Origin of the sequence: Aeromicrobium massiliense JC14, assembly GCF_000312105.1 — a bacterium.
GTDB lineage: Bacteria > Actinomycetota > Actinomycetes > Propionibacteriales > Nocardioidaceae > Aeromicrobium > Aeromicrobium massiliense.
In genome coordinates this window covers 523347-544043 of the sequence record NZ_HE978637.1, presented here as the reverse complement: position 1 = coordinate 544043, position 20697 = coordinate 523347, and the positions used below count along the sequence as shown (strand labels likewise).

At 72.5% G+C, this 20697-nt stretch carries 19 protein-coding genes; 10 read left to right on the top strand and 9 right to left on the bottom strand.

What is annotated here, in order from left to right; genetic code table 11:
* The 3 genes from HGAM_RS09900 to HGAM_RS09885 form a co-directional block, all read right to left on the bottom strand.
* Positions 1 to 453, bottom strand: coding sequence for an acyl-CoA thioesterase (locus HGAM_RS09900; RefSeq protein ID WP_019145330.1), 453 nt, complete (start codon positions 451 to 453; stop codon positions 1 to 3).
* Entirely contained in the window at positions 450 to 4061 is a 3612-nt protein-coding gene (gene smc / locus HGAM_RS09895) for a chromosome segregation protein SMC (RefSeq protein ID WP_019145329.1), read from the bottom strand. The genes HGAM_RS09900 and smc overlap by 4 nt, the downstream gene beginning before the upstream one ends.
* A gap of 94 nt (positions 4062 to 4155) precedes the next feature.
* Positions 4156 to 4353, bottom strand: coding sequence for a hypothetical protein (locus HGAM_RS09885; RefSeq protein ID WP_019145328.1), 198 nt, complete (start codon positions 4351 to 4353; stop codon positions 4156 to 4158).
* 134 nt (positions 4354 to 4487) lie between these two features.
* Between HGAM_RS09885 and HGAM_RS09880 the strand changes: the two genes are divergently transcribed.
* Positions 4488 to 4985: a PH domain-containing protein gene (locus HGAM_RS09880; protein WP_019145327.1), complete on the top strand. Its 498-nt coding sequence runs from the start codon at positions 4488 to 4490 to the stop codon at positions 4983 to 4985.
* Positions 4978 to 6357, top strand: a complete 1380-nt coding sequence (locus HGAM_RS09875; RefSeq protein WP_019145326.1) for a PH domain-containing protein — start codon at positions 4978 to 4980, stop codon at positions 6355 to 6357. The genes HGAM_RS09880 and HGAM_RS09875 overlap by 8 nt, the downstream gene beginning before the upstream one ends.
* 12 nt (positions 6358 to 6369) lie before the next feature.
* Here HGAM_RS09875 and dusB read toward each other — a convergent pair whose 3' ends face one another.
* The 3 genes from dusB to HGAM_RS09860 are packed head-to-tail and all read right to left on the bottom strand — an operon-like array spanning position 6370 to position 9572.
* A complete protein-coding gene (dusB, locus tag HGAM_RS09870) occupies positions 6370 to 7515 on the bottom strand; it encodes a tRNA dihydrouridine synthase DusB (RefSeq protein WP_019145325.1) in 1146 nt (381 codons plus the stop codon).
* Between the two features lie 41 nt (positions 7516 to 7556).
* Positions 7557 to 8162: a hypothetical protein gene (locus HGAM_RS09865; RefSeq protein ID WP_019145324.1), complete on the bottom strand. Its 606-nt coding sequence runs from the start codon at positions 8160 to 8162 to the stop codon at positions 7557 to 7559.
* Between the two features lie 24 nt (positions 8163 to 8186).
* Positions 8187 to 9572, bottom strand: a complete 1386-nt coding sequence (locus HGAM_RS09860; RefSeq protein WP_019145323.1) for a glycine--tRNA ligase — start codon at positions 9570 to 9572, stop codon at positions 8187 to 8189.
* Between the two features lie 191 nt (positions 9573 to 9763).
* Between HGAM_RS09860 and HGAM_RS09855 the strand changes: the two genes are divergently transcribed.
* The 5 genes from HGAM_RS09855 (at position 9764) to HGAM_RS09835 (ending at position 13733) form a co-directional block, all read left to right on the top strand.
* The gene (locus tag HGAM_RS09855; protein WP_019145322.1) at positions 9764 to 10747 is read left to right on the top strand and encodes a metal ABC transporter substrate-binding protein; all 984 of its coding nucleotides are present in this window, start codon (positions 9764 to 9766) and stop codon (positions 10745 to 10747) included.
* Positions 10744 to 11517 carry a metal ABC transporter ATP-binding protein gene (locus tag HGAM_RS18695; RefSeq protein ID WP_019145321.1) on the top strand — a complete coding sequence of 258 codons (774 nt, stop codon included), beginning with the start codon at positions 10744 to 10746 and terminating at the stop codon, positions 11515 to 11517. Before HGAM_RS09855 ends, HGAM_RS18695 begins: the two co-directional genes overlap by 4 nt.
* Positions 11517 to 12359 carry a metal ABC transporter permease gene (locus HGAM_RS09845; protein ID WP_038951709.1) on the top strand — a complete coding sequence of 281 codons (843 nt, stop codon included), beginning with the start codon at positions 11517 to 11519 and terminating at the stop codon, positions 12357 to 12359. Before HGAM_RS18695 ends, HGAM_RS09845 begins: the two co-directional genes overlap by 1 nt.
* The gene (locus HGAM_RS09840) at positions 12352 to 12741 is read left to right on the top strand and encodes a Fur family transcriptional regulator (protein WP_020691703.1); all 390 of its coding nucleotides are present in this window, start codon (positions 12352 to 12354) and stop codon (positions 12739 to 12741) included. Before HGAM_RS09845 ends, HGAM_RS09840 begins: the two co-directional genes overlap by 8 nt.
* Positions 12742 to 12851: 110 nt before the next feature.
* Complete coding sequence (locus HGAM_RS09835; protein WP_020691704.1) at positions 12852 to 13733, top strand: hypothetical protein; 882 nt, start codon at positions 12852 to 12854, stop codon at positions 13731 to 13733.
* Positions 13734 to 13789: 56 nt separating this feature from the next.
* On the opposite strand, the gene lpdA is transcribed toward HGAM_RS09835, so the two are convergent.
* Positions 13790 to 15193, bottom strand: coding sequence for a dihydrolipoyl dehydrogenase (gene lpdA / locus HGAM_RS09830; RefSeq protein WP_019145317.1), 1404 nt, complete (start codon positions 15191 to 15193; stop codon positions 13790 to 13792).
* Positions 15194 to 15318: 125 nt separating this feature from the next.
* Between lpdA and HGAM_RS09825 the strand changes: the two genes are divergently transcribed.
* Positions 15319 to 15750 carry a GNAT family N-acetyltransferase gene (locus HGAM_RS09825; protein WP_019145316.1) on the top strand — a complete coding sequence of 144 codons (432 nt, stop codon included), beginning with the start codon at positions 15319 to 15321 and terminating at the stop codon, positions 15748 to 15750.
* Between the two features lie 22 nt (positions 15751 to 15772).
* Here the strand turns inward: HGAM_RS09825 and cimA are convergent, their stop codons facing one another.
* Entirely contained in the window at positions 15773 to 17335 is a 1563-nt protein-coding gene (gene cimA / locus HGAM_RS09820; RefSeq protein WP_019145315.1) for a citramalate synthase, read from the bottom strand.
* Between the two features lie 172 nt (positions 17336 to 17507).
* Between cimA and HGAM_RS09815 the strand changes: the two genes are divergently transcribed.
* Complete coding sequence (locus tag HGAM_RS09815) at positions 17508 to 18554, top strand: NADP-dependent oxidoreductase (RefSeq protein ID WP_019145314.1); 1047 nt, start codon at positions 17508 to 17510, stop codon at positions 18552 to 18554.
* Positions 18551 to 19225, top strand: a complete 675-nt coding sequence (locus HGAM_RS09810; protein ID WP_019145313.1) for a hypothetical protein — start codon at positions 18551 to 18553, stop codon at positions 19223 to 19225. The genes HGAM_RS09815 and HGAM_RS09810 overlap by 4 nt, the downstream gene beginning before the upstream one ends.
* Before the next feature lie 4 nt (positions 19226 to 19229).
* Here the strand turns inward: HGAM_RS09810 and HGAM_RS09805 are convergent, their stop codons facing one another.
* Positions 19230 to 20651, bottom strand: a complete 1422-nt coding sequence (locus HGAM_RS09805; protein ID WP_019145312.1) for an aspartate ammonia-lyase — start codon at positions 20649 to 20651, stop codon at positions 19230 to 19232.
* Positions 20652 to 20697 lie beyond the last annotated feature (46 nt).

Genomic DNA, 20697 nt, shown 5'->3' with positions numbered 1-20697 from the left:
TCAGGAATCTGGCGAGACCGCCAGCTTCTCGAGCACGGCGCGGACGACGTCCGGGACCGGCGTCACGGTGCGCTCGGCGCCGGCGACGTAGACGTGGACGAACTTCCCCACGGCGGCGGGCTCGTCCGAGTCGCCCTGGAACAGGCCGATCTCGTAGACGACGCTCGAACGTCCGAGCTTCGTCACTGCCAGGCCCGCCTGGACGTCGCCGGGGAAGCGCAGCTCGCGCAGGTAGCGGCAGCCGGTCTCGGCGACGACGCCGTACGCGTCGAGCTCGCGCGTGTCGGTGCCCGTCGCCTCGATCAGGTAGCCGTTCACGGCGGTGTCGAAGTAGGAGTAGTAGACGACGTTGTTGACGTGGCCGTAGACGTCCTCGTCCTCCCACCGTGTCGTGATGGTGCGCAGCACCGGGTAGTCGCCCCGGCGTCGCTCCGTCGTCCTCTGCTCGCTCATGCGGGCTCCTCCTCGCGCAGGCGCTGGCTGATGACGGCCGAGACGCCGTCGCCGCGCATCGAGACGCCGTAGAGCGCGTCCGCGACCTCCATCGTGCGCTTCTGGTGCGTGATGACGATCAGCTGGCTGCTCTCGCGCAGCTCCTCGTAGATCTCGAGCAGGCGGCCCAGGTTGGTGTCGTCGAGCGCCGCTTCGACCTCGTCGAGGATGTAGAACGGGCTCGGCCGCGCCTTGAACAGCGCCACCAGGAACGCCACGGCCACGAGCGAGCGCTCGCCGCCCGACAGCAGCGAGAGCCGCTTCACCTTCTTGCCCGGCGGGCGCGCCTCGACGTCGATGCCGGTGGTGAGCATGTTGTCTGGGTCGGTCAGCAGGATGCGTCCCTCGCCGCCGGGGAACAGCCGGCTGAACACGTGGGTGAACTCGCGCTCCACGTCATGCCAGGCGGCGGTGAAGACCTCCTCGACCTTCACGTCGACGTCCTGGACGATCTCCATGAGGTCCTGGCGGGTGCGGCGCAGGTCGTCGAGCTGGTCGGACAGGAACTGGTGCCGCTCCTCCAGCGCGCTGAACTCCTCCAGCGCGAGCGGGTTCACCTTGCCCAGCATCGCGAGGTTCTTCTCGGCCTGGCGCAGGCGCTTCTCCTGCTCGGCCCGCACGTACGGCACGGTGCGCGGCGCCGGCTCGGACTCCGGGTCGTCGGGGTCCGCCGGCGCGGACGGCTCGGCGTCGGGGTCGGCCGGCGGCGCCCAGGTGGACGGGTCGTCGAGCACCGGCACCGGGACGTCCGGGCCCAGCTCGGCGATCAGCGTCTCGGGCTCGATGCCGAGCTCGTCCTGCGCGCGCTGGCTGAGCGCCTCGATGCGCAGCCGCTTCTCGGCGCGGGCCAGCTCGTCCTTGTGGGCGGCGTTCGTGAGCGTCTCCAGCTCGGTGCTGAGCTCGCGCAGGCGGGCCCGGACGTCGCGCAGCTCGTGCTCGCGCCCGCGGCGGCCCTCCTCGATCTCGGCCCGGACGGCGGCCGCCGCGTCGATCGACGTGCCCAGCCGCTCCAGCACCGGCTCCCCCGCCGCGACGACGGCACCGGCGGCCTCCGCCTCCCGGCGCAGCCGCTCGCGTCGCTCGGCCGCCTTGGCCCGCGCCTCGCGCTCGGCCTGGGCGGCCTTGCGCAGGCTCGTCACCTGGCTGGCGAGCGACGTGGCCCGCTCCTCGTTCGTGCGCAGCGCGAGCCGGGCGTCCATCTCGGCCTTGCGGGCGGTGGACGCCTGCTCGGCGAGCCGCTCCATCTCGGCGGTGTCGGGCTCCTCCTCGGGCGCCGACTCGGCCTGCTCGAGCCGGTCGGCCAGCTCGGCGAGCGACGTCTCGTCCTTCTCGCGAGCCTCGGCGGCACGCGTGCGCGAGGCCTCGAGCCGCTCGGCCTCCGCCTTCGCCGCCGTGACCGTCGCCCCGAGCTGCTCCAGCTTGGACGCGACGGCCGCGACCTCGGCGTCGGACTCGTGCAGGCGCGACAGCGCGGCCTCGACCCGGTCGACGGCCTCGGCGTGCTCGGCCTGGACGCTGCTGAGCTCGAAGCGCATCCGCTCCAGAGACGCAGTGACCTCGGTGAGCTCGCCGGACGTCTTCTCGATCGCGGCCTGCACCTCGAGCAGGCTCTGCTGCTTGCCCGAGCCGCCGTGCGCGAAGTGGGCCCCGAGCACGTCGCCCTCGCGGGTGACGGCGGTGACGTCGGCCTCGGCGTGGACGAGCGCGCGGGCGGCGTCGAGGTCGTCGACCACGGCGACCTTGAACAGCAGCCGGGCCAGCGAGCCGCGCAGCGTCTCGGGGGCCTCGACGACGTCGAGCGCGTAGACCGCGCCGTCGGGCAGGCCGGGCCAGGCCGCGTCGTCGACCGGACCGCCGGCGAGCAGCATGCCCGCGCGGCCGAGGTCCTCGTCCTTGAGCCGGGCCATGGCGCCGAGCGCGCCGTCGACGCCCTCGACCGCGATCGCGTCGGCCGCCGTGCCGAGCGCCTCGGCGACCGCCTTCTCGTACCCGGGCTGCACCGTCAGCAGCGCCGCGACCGAGCCGAGCAGGCCGTCGACCTGCTCGCTGACCGCCAGCAGCGCACCGGCGCCGTCCTTGCGGGCGAGGCCGGACTCCAGCGCGTCCTTGCGCGCGGTGAGTGCGGCCTGCGAGCGCTCGGCCTCGGCGATGCGGGCCCGGACGTCGTCCAGCCGGGCGGCCAGCTCGGTGGCGGCCGTCTCGGCCTCCTCGTGCTCGCGGTCGAGTCCGCCCTCGCCGTCGAACAGCCCGGCGATCGTCGACTCCAGCGCGGTGTACTCCTGCTGGGCCGAGCGCGAGCGCTGAGCGGCCTCGTCGCGGGCCGCCTCCAGCCGCTCGATCTCCTGACCGGCCGCGTCGACCCGGCTCTGCGCGGCGTTGACCTGGCCGTGCAGCCGGGCCAGGCCCTCGCGCCGGTCGGCGGCGGCGCGCAGCAGGCCGGCGATGCGCCGCTCCTCGGTCGAGTACGCCGTCTCGGCTTCGCCCCGGGCGGAGACGGCGGTCTCGAGCTCGGCGGACGCGGCCTCGACCGCCTCGCGCAGCGCGTCCAGGCGGGCCTGCACCTCGTCGGCGTCGGCCTCGATGTCCTCGGGGTCGCGACCCTGCGGCCGGTCCTCGGCCTGCGACGTGGCCATGCGGACGCGCTCCTGAGCCAGGTTCAGCGTGCCGCGGATGCGCTCGCGCAGGCCGGACAGCTGGTACCAGGTCTCCTGGGCGGCCGAGAGCGCCGGCGAGTCGGCGGCGAGCCGCTCCTCGACCTCGGACTCGGACTGTCGCGCCTGCGAGATCGCCGCCTCGACGGCCTTGCGCCGCTCGCGCAGCGCGGTCTCGTCGGCCAGCTCGGTCTGCAGCTGCTCCAGCGCGGTGGCCAGGTCGTCGGCGAGCAGACGGGCGCGGGCGTCGCGGACGTCGGCCTGGATGACGACGGCGCGACGGGCCACCTCGGCCTGGCGGCCCAGCGGCTTGAGCTGGCGGCGCAGCTCGGTGAGCAGGTCCTGCAGGCGGGTCAGGTTGCCCTGGGTCGCCTCCAGCTTGCGCAGCGCCTTCTCCTTGCGCTTGCGGTGCTTGAGGACGCCCGCGGCCTCCTCGACGAAGCCGCGGCGCTCCTCGGGCGTGGCGCGCAGGACGCTGTCGAGCTGGCCCTGCCCGACGACGACGTGCATCTCGCGGCCGATGCCGGAGTCGCTGAGCAGCTCCTGGACGTCCAGCAGACGGCACGAGCTGCCGTTGATCGCGTACTCGCTGCCGCCGTTGCGGAACAGCGTGCGCGAGATCGTGACCTCGGAGTACTCGATCGGCAGCGCGCCGTCGGTGTTGTCGATGGTGAGCACGACCTCGGCGCGGCCCAGCGGCGGGCGCCCGGACGTGCCGGCGAAGATGACGTCCTCCATCTTGCCGCCGCGCAGGCTCTTGGCCCCCTGCTCGCCCATGACCCAGGCGAGGGCGTCGACGACGTTGGACTTGCCCGAGCCGTTGGGGCCCACCACGGCCGTGATGCCGGGCTCGAGCTGCAGGGTCGTCGAGGACGCGAACGACTTGAACCCACGGATCGTGAGGCTCTTCAAGTACAACGGACGCTCCTGCCAGGCGGTGGTGGGTTCACCCTAGTGGCCCCGGAACGACGGGCGTGGCAGGTCCGGCCACGCGTCGTGGCCGGTGACGAGGTCAGTGCGAGACGGACTCGAGCAGGTCGTCGGGGTTGAGCGCGTCGACCCGCTCGCTGAGGGCGGCGTTGAGCGCGTCGTTCTCGGACTGCAGGCGGGCGACCTCGGCCTGGAGGTCGGCGACGCGGCGACGCAGGGTCGCGAGCTCGTACTGGTGGTGCGCCGGGGCGCCGACGGCGCCGAGCAGGGCCTTGGCCATGGGTGGTTTCTCCGCAGGATCCTGGGGTGGGACGGAGCCGCGGGTCGCGCGATCTCCGTCTGCCAGTATCACCCCGCAGGGCCCGGAGGGTCAACCTGGACGGCGTCGGGCTCGCGCCCGGTACGGTCGAGCGCGTGACCGACCTCTTCGCCGCGCCCCAGGACGCCTGGCAGCGCGTCTCCCCCGCCCTCGCGACGCGCGACCGCGTCGTGGCTGCGGCCTTCTGGCTTCCGTTCGCCGTCGCCGGCGTCGTCGTCGCCGTGCTCCCGCTGCCGGTCTGGGCCCGCGTCCTGGGCGGGGCCGTCGCCGTGGTGGCGCTCGTCGGCCTGGCCGTCGACTGGTCGCTGGCCGAGCGCCGTCGCGCCCGCCGCGGCTACCTGGAGACCGACGACGAGGTCCTGCTGACCGAGGGCGTGATGTTCCGCTCGATGACCGTCGTCCCCTACGGCCGGCTGCAGTACGTCGACGTCGAGGCCGGGCCGCTGCAGCGCCGGCTGGGCATCGCGACCCTCACCGTCCACACCGCCAGCCCGCGCACCGCGGCCGAGCTGCCGGGCCTGCCGGCGGACGAGGCGGCGCGGCTGCGCGGCGTCCTCACCGAGCGGGTCCGCGAGCGGGGCGCCGGTGTCTGAGCGCGAGGGCACCCGGACCCACCCGCTGACCCCGCTCGCCGAGGGAGTCACCGCCGCGCGTTGGCTCGCCGGCATCGTGATCGTCGGGCTCGTGACCGGTGAGTCGTGGGTGCGGCACGTGCCGTGGTGGGCCGCCGTGCTCGGCGTGCTCGGCCTGGGCCTGCTCGCGGGAGGCGGTACCGCCGCCGGATGGTGGTTCACCCGGTACGTCCTGGACACGACCGAGCTGCGCCAGACCAGCGGCATCCTCGTGCACACGTCGCGTCGGGTGCCGTACGAGCGCATCCAGTCCGTCGACGTCACCGAGCCGTTCCTGGCCCGCGTCCTCGGTCTGGCCCAGCTCGACGTCGAGAGCGCCGGCGGCGCGGACTCGACCACGAGCCTGAAGTACCTGCCGCTGCACGAGGCCCAGCACATGCGGGCGTGGCTGCTCGAGCGCGCCGGCGGCGCCGACGCGGCGGACCACACCACGCCGGACGCGAGCGATCATGCCGACGTCCCCGACGCCGCCGAGGCCGTTCCCGCACTGGCTGAGGCGACCGACCGAATCGTCGTGCCGCTCAAGCAGCTCGTGCTCGGCACCCTGGTCCGGCTGGACGTCGCCCTGACGACGTTCGCGGCCGTCGTCCTGTTCGCGGTCGGCGTGGTCGGCGGCATCCTGGCGCAGGACTGGGCGTTCGTGTTCTTCGCCGTGCCGGTCGTGCTGGGGCTCGGCCAGATGCTGACGACCCGCATCGTGCAGAACTGGGGCTTCACGCTGGAGCGCCGCGGACGCACGTTGCGCATCGAGCGCGGGCTGCTCTCGCGGGTCTCGCAGACCGTGCCGCTCGACCGCGTGCAGGGGCTGATCGTCGCCGAGCCGATGGTCTGGCGCCGGCTCGGCTGGGCCCACCTGGAGGTCGACGTCGCCGGGTACGGGGCGGGCTCGGCCGGCGACGACGGGCTCGAGGACCGCGCCACGCTGCTCCCCGTGGCGTCCCGCGCGGACGCCCTCGCGCTCGTGACGCGCATGCTCGGCGGCGTCGACGTCGAGGCCGTGCCCCGCACGTCCGCGACGCGCAAGGCCCGCACGCTCGACCCGCTCCAGTGGAAGCGCCGCTGGCTCGGTCTGGACGACCACGTCCTGGTCTCCCGGCGTGGACGCTTCCGGCTGGTCACGCACGTGGCACCGGTGCGCAAGATCCAGTCGGCCGGCCTCACCCAGGGACCGCTGCAGCGCCGGCTCGGGCTGGCGACGCTCGTCGTCCACGCCCCGCCCGGGCCGCTGCTCGCCGACGCCGAGAACCTCGACTCTTCCGACGTCCGCGCGGCGCTCGAGCGCCTGCGTCCGCTGCTCGACCGCCCCGCTCCCGTGGTCGGTCCGCCGGTCTAGCCGGCGGCGGCGTCAGCCACCCGACGCCTCGTCGGCGGACTCGAGCGCGATCTCGCCGCGCAGCTCGCGGCTGTCCATCCAGCCGTCCGGGACGACCACCTTGCGCGGCGAGCCCTGCCGGCCGCGCGGCGTGCCGAGCACCTCGACCGGGAACTCCTCGTCCGGGTCGAGCTCGTCCAGCAGCGCGTCGAGGGCGGCGTACGACGACACCGTGCCTAGGCGGGTGCGCACGTCCGAGCCGGCGCGGAAGCCCTTGAGGTACCAGGCCACGTGCTTGCGGAACTCGATGCAGCCGCGCTCCTCGCCCATGATGTCGCCGAGCAGCTGGGCGTGCCGGCGCATGACGGCGGCGACCTCGCCCAGCGTGGGGAGCGCGCGCACCTGCTCGCCGGCGAACGAGGCGGCCAGGTCGCGGAACAGCCACGGACGTCCGAGGCAGCCGCGCCCGACGACGACGCCGTCGCAGCCGGTCTCCTCGACCATACGGATCGCGTCGGACGCCTCCCAGATGTCGCCGTTGCCGAGCACCGGGATGTCGACGGCGGCCTTGAGCTCCGCGATCGCGCTCCAGTCGGCGTGGCCGGAGTAGTGCTGCACCGCGGTGCGCCCGTGCAGGGCGATGGCGGCGGTGCCGGTGTCCTGCGCGATGCGGCCGGCGTCCAGGAACGTCAGGTGCTCGTCGTCCAGACCCTTGCGGGTCTTCATCGTCACCGGGACGCCGTAGGGCGCGGCGGCGGACACGGCGGCGGTGAGGATCTGGCCGAGCAGCTTGTCCTTCCAGGGCAGCGCCGCTCCCCCGCCCTTGCGGGTGATCTTGGGGACGGGGCAGCCGAAGTTCAGGTCGACGTGGTCGACGCCGTGCTCGGCGCAGAGGATCTCCACGGCCTTGCCGATGTAGAGCGGGTCGGTGCCGTACAGCTGCACCGAGCGGAACTTCTCGTTCTCGGCGAAGCCGAGCATCGCGCGGCTCGTGCGGTCACCCTCGACCAGGCCGCGGGACGTGATCATCTCGCACACGTACAGCCCGGCGCCCTGCTCGGCGCAGAGCTGGCGGAAGGCGACGTTCGTGACCCCCGCCATCGGCGCGAGGACGACCGGGACCTCCACCTCGAGGTCGCCGAGCCGCAGCGGACCGGGGAGCGTCGACGTGCTGGACATGACGCCCATTGTCCCAGGCGAGGCCCGGTGGCCGAAATCCGTCAGGCGGCGGGACGCCAGCGCACGGCGTCGGCCTGCGCGCCGGTGACCAGGTCGACCGACTGCAGGGTGGCGCCCTTCGGCACCAGGTACACCAGGCACGCCTTGGCCGACTGGCCCACGGCCAGGGACGCCGGGAGCGCGTTCGTGCGGCACGGCTTCACCTGTCCGACGATGCGGCTGGGCTGCGTCAGCACGTTCCCCGAGTCGCGCGCCAGCAGCGGCACCTGGACGTTCTGCAGCGCCGCGGGCCCGCGGTTGGTCGCCGTGACGTCGACGTAGTACGGCGTCGACGCCTTGGTCTGGGCGTCTAGCGAGAACGAGCGCAGGTCCTTGATCGTGCCCGTCCGAACGCGGTTGATGGTCACGTTCAGCACGGTGGGATCGGCCTCGGGTCGCTCCCAGACGACGTCCGCCGCCGTGCCCGGCGCGAGCGTCGTGCCGGGCTCGGTGATCGTGACGCCGTCCGGGACGGCGAAGCCCTCCGGCACGCCGGCCGTCGTGGCGGACGCCGTCGGCTCGGCGGGCTCGTCGTCGCCGGTGCACGCCCCCAGCAGGAGCGTTCCGGCGAGGACGGCGCCGGCCAGGCGCAGCAGCTTCGTGGTCACGGCGTCAGTATGCAAGACCGCTGCTCAGCACCCGACCAGGCGCGCGCCGAGCCACTGGGTCACCTGCGAGAGGGCGACGCGCTCCTGCACCATCGTGTCGCGCTCGCGGATGGTGACCGCCTGGTCGTCCAGCGTGTCGAAGTCGACGGTGATGCAGAACGGGGTGCCGACCTCGTCCTGGCGGCGGTAGCGACGGCCGATCGCGCCGGCGTCGTCGAAGTCGACGCTCCACAGGCCGCGCAGCTCGGCGGCGAGGTCCTTCGCGGCCGGCGTGAGCTTCTCGTTGCGCGACAGCGGGAGCACGGCGGCCTTGTACGGCGCCAGGCGCGGGTCGAGCTTGAGCACGGTGCGCTTGTCGACGCCGCCCTTGGCGTTCGGCGCCTCGTCCTCGGCGTACGCGTCGACCAGGAAGGCCATCATCGACCGGTTCACGCCGGCCGCGGGCTCGATGACATACGGCGTCCAGCGCTCGTTCTTCTCCTGGTCGAAGTACGACAGGTCCGAGCCGGAGTGCTTGCTGTGCGTGCTCAGGTCGAAGTCGGTGCGGTTCGCGATGCCCTCGAGCTCGCCCCACTCCGAGCCGGCGAACTGGAAGCGGTACTCGATGTCGACGGTGCGCTTGGAGTAGTGCGACAGCTTCTCGGCCGGGTGCTCGTAGAAGCGCAGGTTGTCGGCCTGGATGCCCAGGTTTGTGTACCAGTCCATGCGGGCCTTCATCCAGTACTCCTGCCACTCCTCGTCGGTGCCCGGCTCGACGAAGAACTCCATCTCCATCTGCTCGAACTCACGGGTGCGGAAGATGAAGTTGCCCGGCGTGATCTCGTTGCGGAAGCTCTTGCCGATCTGGCCGATGCCGAACGGCGGCTTCTTGCGCGAGGACGTCATGACCTGGGCGAAGTTCACGAAGATGCCCTGGGCGGTCTCCGGACGCAGGAAGTGCAGGCCCTCCTCGCTCTCGACCGGGCCGAGGAAGGTCTTGAGCAGCCCGTTGAACATGCGCGGCTCGGTCCAGGCGCCCTTGGTGCCGCAGGCGGCGCAGACGATGAGGTCCATCGAGACGGAGTCGGGGTCGTCGATGCCCTTCTTCTCCGCGTAGGCCTCCTGCAGGTGGTCCTGGCGGTAGCGCTTGTGGCAGTTGAGGCACTCGACGAGCGGGTCGACGAACGCGGCGAGGTGGCCCGAGGCCTCCCACACGGCGGTCGGCAGGATGACCGAGGAGTCCAGGCCCACGACGTCCTCGCGGCTCTGGACCATCGTGCGCCACCACTGACGCTTGATGTTGTCCTTGAGCTCGACACCCAGCGGCCCGTAGTCCCAGGCGCTCTTGGTGCCGCCGTAGATCTCGCCGCACTGGTAGACGAACCCGCGTCGCTTCGCGAGGGAGATGACGGTGTCGATGGTCGAGGCCATGGGTGGAGCTCCGTTCCGGCTGGGTGTCGGCGGGTGGGCGGCTGCCCGGCGGGACGTCGTGACGTCCCGCGCCCGAGGAAGCCTCACGATACTCGGCACGCCCCGGCGAGCGGACCCGGGGAGCGCCGCGTGACCGGCGCCACCCGCGGGCTTTTTGACAACCGTTCCCAGAACGAGTGAGAATGGTTCTCATGAGACGTTCCGCCCTCCTGGCCGTGCCCGCCCTCGCCCTCGTCCTGACCGCGTGCGGCGGCTCCGGCTCCGACAGCGGCAAGCCCGAGGTCGTGGCGGCCTTCTACCCGTACGCCTGGGCGGCCGAGCAGGTCGGCGGCGACCTGGTGGACGTCTCCAGCCTCACCTCCCCCGGCGTCGAGGCCCACGACCTGGAGCTCACGGCCAAGCAGGTCGCCTCCGTGCAGGACGCGGACCTGGTGATCTACCAGCGCCAGTTCCAGGCCGCCGTCGACGACGCCGTCGAGCGTGCCGGCCGCGACGAGGGCACGACGCTGGACGTCGCCGAGACCGTCGAGATGCTCGACGCCCCGGAGGGTGCGCACACCCACTCGCACGCCGAGGAGGGCGACGAGCACGCCCACGAGGAGGAAGAGGGCCACGACCACGCCGAGGAGGGGCACGAGGGCCACGACCACGGCGACACCGACCCGCACCTGTGGCTCGACCCGACCAACATGGAGAAGGTCGTCGCGGCGGTCGCCGACCACCTGTCGGAGGTCGATCCCGACCACGCCGACGCGTACGCGGCCAACGCCGAGGCCGTCACCGGTCAGCTGACCGACCTCGACCAGCGGTTCACCACCACCCTCGCGAAGTGCGAGCGCCGCACCATCGTCACCAGCCACGCGGCCTTCGCCTACCTGGCCCACAAGTACGACCTGGAGCAGATCTCGATCGCCGGCATCGACCCCTCCAACGAGCCGAGCGCGGCCCAGCTCGCGGCCATCTCCGACGAGGTCAAGGAGGAGGGCGTGACGACGATCTTCACCGAGCGACTGGTGAGCCCTGCCGTGGCCGAGACGGTGGCACGGCAGACTGGTGCCGAGACGGCCGTGCTCGACCCGCTCGAGGGGCTGTCGGACGAGACCTCCCAGGAGACGTACCTGACCATCATGGATGCCAACCTCGACGCACTGGCCACCGCCAACGGGTGCGCATGACCACTGCCGAACCCCTCGTCGTCCGCGGGCTCGACGTCCGCCTCGACGGCCGCCCGGTGCTCGCCGGCGTCGACCTCACGGTCGGCTCCGGCGAGCTCGTCGCGCTCCTGGGCGCGAACGGCTCGGGCAAGTCGACCCTGGTCAAGACCGCGGTCGGCCTGCTGCCCGCCTCCGGCGGCTCGGTCGAGCTGTTCGGCACGCCGCTGTCGCGCTTCCACGACCACGCGCGCCTCGGCTACGTCCCGCAGCGCTCCGGCGCGGCGCCCGGCGTCCCGGCCACCGTCACCGAGGTCGTGCTGAGCGGACGCCTCTCGCGGCGCCGGCTCATGACCCGTCCGGGACGCACCGACCGCGCGGCGGCCCAGCGGGCCATCGAGCAGGTCGGCATGGCCGAGCTCAGCCGGCGTCCGGTGGCCGAGCTCTCCGGCGGCCAGCACCAGCGCGTCCTCATCGCACGCGCCCTGGCCGGCGAGCCCGAGCTGCTGGTCATGGACGAGCCCACCGCAGGCGTCGACCGGCACCACACCGCCGCGATCGCCGAGCTCGTCGGCGAGCTCACGGCGTCCGGCACCGCGGTGCTGCTGGTCGCCCACGACCTCGGCCCGGTCGAGCCGTACGTCGACCGGGCCGTCGTCCTGCGTGACGGCCACGTCGTCTACGACGGGTCCTGCGGGGGCGTCCGCGACGACATGCACCACGACCACGCGCACCACGCCCACCCCAAGGTGGTCGACCCGGCCGACGTCGTGCCCACGAAGGGGGTCTGGTGATGCTCGAGCTGCTCGACTACCCGTTCATGCGCATGGCCCTCGTCGCCGCGCTGTTCACCGGCCTCACCGCGCCGGCCATCGGCACCTACCTGGTGCAGCGGCGGCTCTCGCTGCTCGGTGACGGCCTCGGCCACGTCGCCCTGACCGGCGTCGCGCTCGGCCTGCTGACCAACGTCGCCCCGCTCGTCACGGCCGTGGTCGTGGCCGTGCTGGGCGCGATCCTGGTCGAGGCGCTGCGCGCCTGGAGCAAGACGCCCGGCGACGTCGTGCTGGCGCTGCTGTTCTACGGCGGCATCGCCGGTGGCGTGCTGCTCGCCGGCCTGGCCGGCGAGAGCGGCGCCGCGCTCAACTCCTACCTGTTCGGCTCGATCGTGACGATCTCGGAGTCCGACCTGTGGCTGGTCGCCGCGCTCGGCGTCGTCGTCCTGGTGCTCGCCGTGGGGCTGCGCCCGCAGCTGTTCGCGGTCTGCCAGGACGAGGCGCACGCCCGGGTCAGCGGCCTGCCGGTGCGCTTCTACAGCATCCTCATCGCCGTGCTGGCCGCCGTGACCATCACGGTCGCGATGCGCACGGTCGGCCTGCTGCTCGTCTCCGCGCTCATGGTCGTGCCCGTCGCGACCGCCCAGCAGCTGACCCGCAGCTTCCGCTCGACCCACGTCGCCGCGATGGGCCTCGGCCTGCTCGCGGCCGTCTCCGGCGTCGTCGTCAGCTACGAGGTCGACACCCAGCCCGGACCCACGATCGTCCTGCTCGCCCTGGCCAGCTTCCTCGTCGCCGCGCTGCTGCGCACCGGCGTGCTGCTCGTCCGGGGCCGTCGCACCCCGGAGGTGGCCGATGCCTGAGATCCCCCGCAACACCCGCCAGCGTCGCGCTGTGACCGCCATCCTGGACGACCTGGACGGCTTCGCGAGCGCCCGCGAGATCCACGACGTCCTGTCGCAGCGCGGCGAGTCGGTCGGCCTGTCGACCGTCTACCGCACGCTGCAGGCACTCGTGGACGCCGAGGAGCTCGACGCCCTGCGCGCCGACGACGGCGAGACCCGGTTCCGCCGCTGCAGCACCGGGCACCACCACCACCTGGTGTGCCGCCAGTGCGGTCGCACCGTCGAGGTCGAGGGCCCGACCGTCGAGCGCTGGGCCGACTCGGTCGCCGCCGCGCACGGCTACGCCGACGTCTCCCACACGCTGGAGATCTTCGGCACCTGCTCCACCTGCCGCGCCTGACGTCGGTTCCGGTTCGCGCTGGGAGTGACGTTGTGCACGCCTCGCACGGCGTGTCGCGTACAGAACGTCACGCTCAGCGGGTGGGTGAGCGGCTCGCCGGACGTGGGACCATGGAGCACGTGCCCGAGACGCTGACCGTGCTGCCGCAGGACGTGTGGCTGCCCCGTGCGCAGGCGCACCGCGAACGGGCCGAGCGGTGGACGCTCCCCCACCTCGAGCGGCGCGACCGGGGCGAGAAGCACCCGGTCGAGGACTTCCTGTTCGACTACTACGACCTCGCGCCGTCCAAGCTCGCCCGCTGGCACCCGGGGCTCGACGTCGTCCTTGAGGGGCCGGCCACCGCGGAGTATGCGGCGCTGGGTGCCTACCTCGACCTCGGCGACGGGCGCGTCACGGCTGACCCGGCCCGCCTGGCCAAGCGCCTGCGCGGACTCACCTGGACGCGCGAGCTGCTGTCGCGCACCGCGTCACGTCCGGGACGCTTCGGCTGCTTCGGGATGCACGAGTGGGCGATGGTCTACCGCACCGACGCCCCGCGGCACCCGCACCCGCTGCGACTCGGCGCCGACGGCACGGCGGACGTCGTGGAGTCCCACCAGCTCGCCTGCACGCACACCGACGCGTTCCGCTTCTTCACCTCCGCCGCGGCGCCGCGCAACCCCGTGCAGCTCACGCGCGAGAACCAGCTCGAGCACGAGCAGCCGGGCTGCCTGCACGCCAACATGGACCTGTACAAGGTCGCCCACCGGCTGCTGCCGTTCGTCGAGGCGACCGTCGTGCTGGACTGCTTCGAGCTGGCGCGCGAGATCCGGACGACCGACATGGAGGCCTCCCCCTACGACCTCACCGCGTTCGGCTACGAGCCGCTGCCGGTCGAGACCCCTGAGGGCAAGGCCGAGTACGTCCGCCGGCAGCGCGGCTTCAGCGAGCGGGCCAACGTCCTGCGCGAGCGCCTGCTCGCCGACGTCGACGCCCTCCTCGCCCGGGTGTGAGCCGGACGCACGAGGGCCCCGCGACCGGGTCGGTCGCGGGGCCCTCGTGACGGGGATCAGAAGTTGATCATGTGTCCCGCGAGGCCGTGGAAGCCCTCCTGCAGGGCCTCGCTCAGCGTCGGGTGGGTGTGGACGTTGCGGGCCAGCTCGAGCGCGCCGAGGTCCCACTTCTGGGCCAGCGTCATCTCGGGCAGCAGCTCCGAGACGTCCGGGCCGATCATGTGGGCGCCGAGCAGCTCCAGGTGCTTGGCGTCGGCGATGATCTTGACGAAGCCGACCGCGTCGCCGAGGCCGTGGGCCTTGCCGTTCGCGGTGAACGGAAACTTGGTGACCTTGACGTCGTAGCCCTCGTCCTTGGCCTGCTGCTCGGTGAGGCCGAACGAGGCGACCTGCGGCGAGCAGAACGTGGCGCGCGGCATCATGCGGTAGTCGCCGAGCGTCATGGTCTCGGCGCCGGCCAGCGTCTCGGCCGCGACGACGCCCTGCGCCTCGGCGACGTGCGCCAGCTGCAGCTTGGACGTGACGTCGCCGATCGCGTAGATGTGCTCGACGTTGGTGCGCATGTGGTCGTCGATCGCGATCGCGCCGCGGTCGGTCAGCTCGACGCCGGTCTTCTCCAGGCCGAAGCCCTCGACGTTCGGCGCGAAGCCGACCGAGACCATGACGCGGTCGACGGTGAGCGACTGCTCGTCGCCCCCGTTGTTGGCCGCGTAGGTGACCGTGACGTCCGAGCCGTTGTCGGTGACCGTCTTGACGCCGGTGCCGGTGAGCACCTTGATGCCGAGCTTCTTGTACGCCTTGGCGATCTCCTTGGAGACCTCGGCGTCCTCGTTGGGGAGCGCGCGGTCGAGGAACTCGATGATCGTCACGTCGACGCCGTACGCGTTGAGGACGTAGCCGAACTCCATGCCGATCGCGCCGGCGCCGACGATGACCATCGAGCCGGGCAGGTCCGCATCGAGGATCTGCTCCTCGTACGTCACGACGTTCTGGCTCTTCTCGACGCCGGGCAGCATGCGCACGCGCGAACCGGTCGCGATGATGACGTTCTCGAACTCGATCGTCTCGGTGCCGCCCTTGCTCAGGGTGACCTCGATGGCGTTCGGGCCGGTGAAGGTGCCGCGGCCCTCGAATTCGGTGATCTTGTTCTTCTTGGTGAGGTAGTGGATGCCCTGGACGCGGCCGTTGGCCACGTCGCGCGAGCGGCTGTGGGCCACGCCGTAGTCGAACGAGACCTCGCCGCTGATGCCGAACTTCTTCGCGTCGTGCGCGTAGATGTTCGCGAGCTCGGCGTTGCGCAGCAGCGCCTTCGAGGGGATGCAGCCGACGTTGAGGCACACGCCGCCCCAGTACTTCTCCTCGATGATCGCGACGCTCTTGCCCAGCTGCGCGGCACGGATGGCGGCGACGTACCCGCCGGGTCCGGCGCCCAGCACGACGACGTCAAAGCGGTTGGACATCAAGCACTCCTCCTCTGCGCGCCGGTCGCGCGCGGCTGCCGTGTGCGCGCTCGTGGCGCGCGCCCCCACGCTACCCATGCTCCCACGCAGGCCCACCACGGCACCCGCCGGATAGCGTCTGCCCCATGGCCATCGAGATCGTCCGCGGCGACCGGCTGTCCGCGGCCCAGGTGTACGAGGTGTGGCGTCTCCGCGACGCGGTGTTCGCCTTCGAGCAGCACGTCGACGACGTGGACGTCGACGGGTTCGACCTGCTGCCCACCACGACGCACCTGTGGCTGTCCGACGACGCCGGGCTCACCAGCTACCTGCGCGTGCTGGAGCACGTCGACCCGGTCGCGGTCGGCCGCGTCTGCACGCGCAAGGACGTCCGGGGGCGGGGCCTGTCCGGGACGCTGCTGCGCGAGGTGCTGGCCGGCTGGGGCGACCGGCCGCTGCACCTGGGCGCGCAGAAGTACCTCGAGCACTGGTACGGCGGCTTCGGCTTCGCGGTCAGCGGCGACGAGTACGACGACGGCGGCATCCCCCACGTCCCCATGGACCGCCCCGCCTCGTAGAGGGACGCGGGATCGCCGTCGCCTAGGCGACGTGCTTGCGCAGGCCGTACGTCACCGCGTCCACGAGCGCCTGCCAGGACGCCTCGACCATGTTCGCGCCGACACCGACGGTCACCCACGAGTCCTGCCCGTCGGTGGTCTCGATGAGCACGCGCGTGACGGCGTCCGTGCCGTGGCTGGAGTCCAGGATGCGCACCCGGTAGTCGATCAGGTGGAAGCGCCCGACCTGCGGGTACACCTGCTCGATGATCTGGCGCATCGCGTGGTCGAGGGCGTTGACCGGGCCGTTGCCCTCCCCCACCACCACGACGCGCTGGCCACCGGCGACGAGCTTGACGGTGGCCTCCGCGCCCGCGCTGTCGGTGAGGACGCGCCACGACTCGACCTCGAAGTAGGACGGGCGCACGCCCTCCATCTCCTCCGCGAGCAGCAGCTCGAAGGACGCGTCGGCGGCCTCGAACGTGTAGCCGGACTGCTCGAGCGTCTTGACCCGCTCGGTCACCCGGGTCAGCCGCTCGGTGTCACCGGCCAGGTCGTAGCCCAGCTCCTTGCCCTTGAGCTCGATCGTGGCGCGGCCGGCCATCTCCGAGACGAGCAGCCGCATGTCGTTGCCGACGAGCGCGGGGTCGATGTGCTGGTACAGGTCGGGGTCGACCCGGATGGCGCTGGCGTGCAGGCCCGCCTTGTGCGCGAACGCCGAGACGCCGGTGTACGGCTGGCGGGCGGCCGGCGGGTAGTTGGTGACCTCGCTGATCGCGTGCGCGATGCGCGTCGCCTCGGCCAGCGACCCGGCCGGGACGACGTCCATGCCGAGCTTGAGCTCGAGGTTCGCGACGGACGCGACCAGGTCGGCGTTGCCGGTGCGCTCGCCGTACCCGTTGACGCAGCCCTGCAGGTGGGTGGCGCCGGCCTGCACCGCGGCGATGCTGTTGGCGACGGCGCAGCCCGTGTCGTTGTGCGCGTGGATGCCCAGCCGGACGCCGGTCGCGTCCAGCACGTCGGTGACGACCTCGCCCACCCAGTGCGGCAGCATGCCGCCGTTGGTGTCGCACAGGACGGCGACGTCGGCGCCGGACTCGCCGATGGTGCGGACGACCTCCAGCGCGTAGTCGCGGTTGGCCCGGTAGCCGTCGAAGAAGTGCTCGCAGTCGACGAAGACCCGCTGCCCCTCGCCGCGCAGATGCGCGACGGTGTCGCGGATCATCGCAAGGTTCTCCTCGAGCGTGGTGCGCAGCGCGTCGGTGACGTGCCGGTCGTGGCTCTTGGCCACGAGCGTCACGACGGGCGCGCCGGAGTCGCGCAGCGCGCCGACCAGCACGTCGTCGGCCGCGACGGCCCCCGCCCGCCGGGTCGCACCGAACGCGGCGAGGGTCGCGTTCTTGAGGTCGAGCTCCTTGGCCGCGAGGGCGAAGAACTCGGTGTCCTTGGGGTTCGAGCCGGGCCAGCCGCCCTCGATGAAGCCCACGCCGAGCTCGTCGAGGTGGCGCGCGATGTGCAGCTTGTCCTGCACCGAGAGGTTGAGCCCCTCCTGCTGCGCGCCGTCGCGCATCGTCGTGTCGTAGACGTGGAAGTCGTCGCTGGTCACTGGTCGTCCTCGTTCGGGGGTCTGCCCGCGTCCGGGTACGCGGGTCGGTGCAACAAAAAAGCCCCCCGGAGGTGCGGGAGGCTGCGCGCTGGAGTCGAGGTCAGACTCCGGCGCGCCCGTCGATAATGAGCGTGATCTGCTGCATGGCTCCGAGTCTAGACTCGGCGGCACCATGGATGCCACCACCCTGCCCACGTCCTTCGACCGCATCGTCCTGGCCCGGCGCCCGCACGGCGAGCCCGTGGCCGACGACTTCGAGACCCAGACGCTCCCGCTGCCCGAGCCCGCCGAGGGCGAGGTGCTGCTGCGCACCATCTACCTCTCGCTCGACCCGTACGTGCGCGGACGCATGAGCGACGCCAAGTCCTACGCCGCGCCGATGCAGGTCGGCGACGTCGTCGTCGGCGGCACGGTGTGCGAGGTCGTCGCCTCGAGCGACGACTCGCGCCAGGTCGGCGACGTCGTCCTGGCCTACACCGGCTGGAGCGAGTACGGCGTGGTGCCGGCGCGCCACACGCGCCGGCTCGACCCGGCCACCGCGCCGGTCTCGACCGCCCTTGGCGTGCTCGGCATGCCTGGCTTCACCGCCTACGCCGGCCTGCTCGAGATCGGCCGTCCGCAGCCGGGCGAGACGGTCGTCGTGGCCGCGGCCGCCGGACCGGTCGGCTCGGCCGTCGGCCAGGTCGCGAAGGTCAAGGGCGCCCGCGCCGTGGGCATCGCCGGCGGCCAGCGCAAGGTCGAGCACCTGCTCGAGCTCGGCTTCGACGCGGCGATCGACCACCGCGCCGACGACTTCCGCGACCAGCTCGCCGCCGCCACGCCCGACGGCATCGACGTCTACTTCGAGAACGTCGGCGGCCCGGTGTGGGACGCCGTGCTGCGCCGGCTCAACACCTACGCCCGCGTGCCCGTGTGCGGCCTGGTGTCGCAGTACAACCTGACCGAGCGCCCCGACGGCCCGGACCGTGCGCCGGCGCTCATGAATGCGGTCCTGACCCGCAGCCTGACCCTGCGCGGATTCATCCAGGACGAGTTCGTCAAGACCCACACCGAGGCGTTCCGCCGCGACATGACGCAGTGGATCGGCGACGGCAGCGTCCGCTACCGCGAGGACGTCGCCGAGGGTCTGGCCAGCGCGCCCGAGGCGTTCGCCGGCATGCTGCGCGGGCGCAACCTGGGCAAGCAGCTCGTGCGCGTCGGCCAGGACCCCACCGCGTGACGGTCCCCGTCCCCGAACGGGTCCGCGCGGCCTACGTGGTCCTGACCGAGCGGCCGCTCGACCGCGTCGACGACCTGCCGCTGCCCGACGAGGGGCTGCTGCGGCTGCGCGGCACGTCCGAGGCGCTCGTCGAGCAGCTGCGGGCGCGGCCGGCGCGGATGCTGGTCAGCGGCACGTACTCCCCGACCGACGCCCGGCGCGAGACCGGACGCCTGCGGGCCGAGGCGCTGGCGCTGGCCGAGGCGCACGACGGCCTCGTGCTCGACCTGCAGGTGCCGCGCGTCGTCCAGGCGCAGGCGCGGCCGGGCGCCGTCACCCAGTGGTTCGCCTTCGACGTCGACCCCACGCGTCCGGACGACGTGGCCACGCACGGGCTGGAGGCCTTCGGCCTGCCCGAGCTGCGCCTGGTCGGGGTCGACGACGCCCGCCGGCCGATGTTCGACGCCGTGGTGGTGGGGCTGGTCAGCCGGCTGCTCACCGAGTGGCCGGCGCACGACCCGGTCGGCCCGGCGGCGGTCACCCTGCGCGACATCGCCGAGGGCTACGCCGAGCCCGACGCCGCGAGCACGACGTCCGAGCGACGCGTCGCGCTGCTGATCGACTACGCCGAGGACGCCCACGAGCTCGTGGTCGAGCTCGCGGACGACCCCGCGACGGCGCTGTTCGGCTAGCCGCTCAGCCCTTGCGCGCGCTCTCGCGCGGGGCCAGGTTGGCCAGCACCTCCGGACGCAGCACCTCGGCGAGGCGATCGGCGTCCATGAGGCCCATCTCGAGCACGAGCTCGGCGACGCCGCGGCCGGTGAGCAGCGCCTCCTTGGCGACCTCGGTCGCGGCCGCGTAGCCGATGTAGGGGTTGAGCGCGGTGACCAGGCCGATCGAGTCGGCCACCTCGCGGGCGAGCAGCTCGGCGTTGGCGGTGATCCCGTCGACGCAGCGCTCGGCCAGCACCAGCACGGCCTCGCGCAGCCGCGACAGGCCCGACGACAGCGAGTAGCAGATGATCGGCTCGAAGGCGTTCAGCTGCAGCTGCCCGGCCTCGGCGGCCATCGAGACCGTCACGTCGTGCCCGACGATCTGGAACGCGACCTGGTTGACGACCTCGGGGATGACCGGGTTGACCTTGCCCGGCATGATGCTCGACCCCGCCTGGACGGCGGGCAGGTTGATCTCGTTGAGCCCGGCGCGCGGGCCGGACGACAGAAGCCGCAGGTCGTTGCAGATCTTGCTGAGCTTGACCGCGACCCGCTTGAGCACGCCGCTGACGTGCACGAACGCGCCGCAGTCCTGCGTGGCCTCGATGAGGTCGACGGCACTGACCAGCGGCAGGCCGGTGATGCGGGCCAGGTGCGCGCACGCCGTGGGCACGTAGCCGGTCGGGGCGTTGAGCTGCGTGCCGATGGCCGTGGCGCCGAGGTTGATCTCGTGCAGCATCATCACCGCCTCCTGCAGGCGGCTGCGGTCCTCGCCGATCATCACCGCGAAGGCGCCGAACTCCTGCCCGAGGGTCATCGGGACGGCGTCCTGCAGCTGGGTGCGGCCCATCTTGAGCACGTCGTGGAACTCGTCGGCCTTGCGCGCGAAGCTGTCCTGGAGGATCTCCATGGCCTCGAGCAGCGACCGCGCCGCCATGATGACGGCGATCTTGACCGCCGTCGGGTAGACGTCGTTGGTCGACTGACTGAGGTTGACGTGCTCGTTGGGGTGCACGTGCTCGTACGCCCCGCGCGGGTGGCCGAGGATCTCCAGCGCCCGGTTGGCGATGACCTCGTTGGCGTTCATGTTCGAGGACGTGCCCGCGCCGCCCTGGATGACGTCGACGACGAACTCGTCGCGCAGCTCCCCGGCGCGGATCTCCTCGCACGCCTGGACGATCGCGGCGTGCCGCTGGTCGTCGAGCAGGCCCAGGTCGTGGTTGGTCTCCGCGGCCGCCTGCTTCACCGCCGCGAGCGCCTCGACCAGGTACGGGCTGATGCCGATCGGGATGCCGGTGATCGGGAAGTTCTCCAGCGCCCGGAGCGTGTGCACCCCCCAGTACGCGCCGGCGGGGACCTCCCGGTCACCGATCAGGTCGTGCTCGAGGCGGACGGCCGAGTCCATCGCGGGATCTCCCTTCAGCCGGAGGGGTCACCTCCGGGGTCGACGT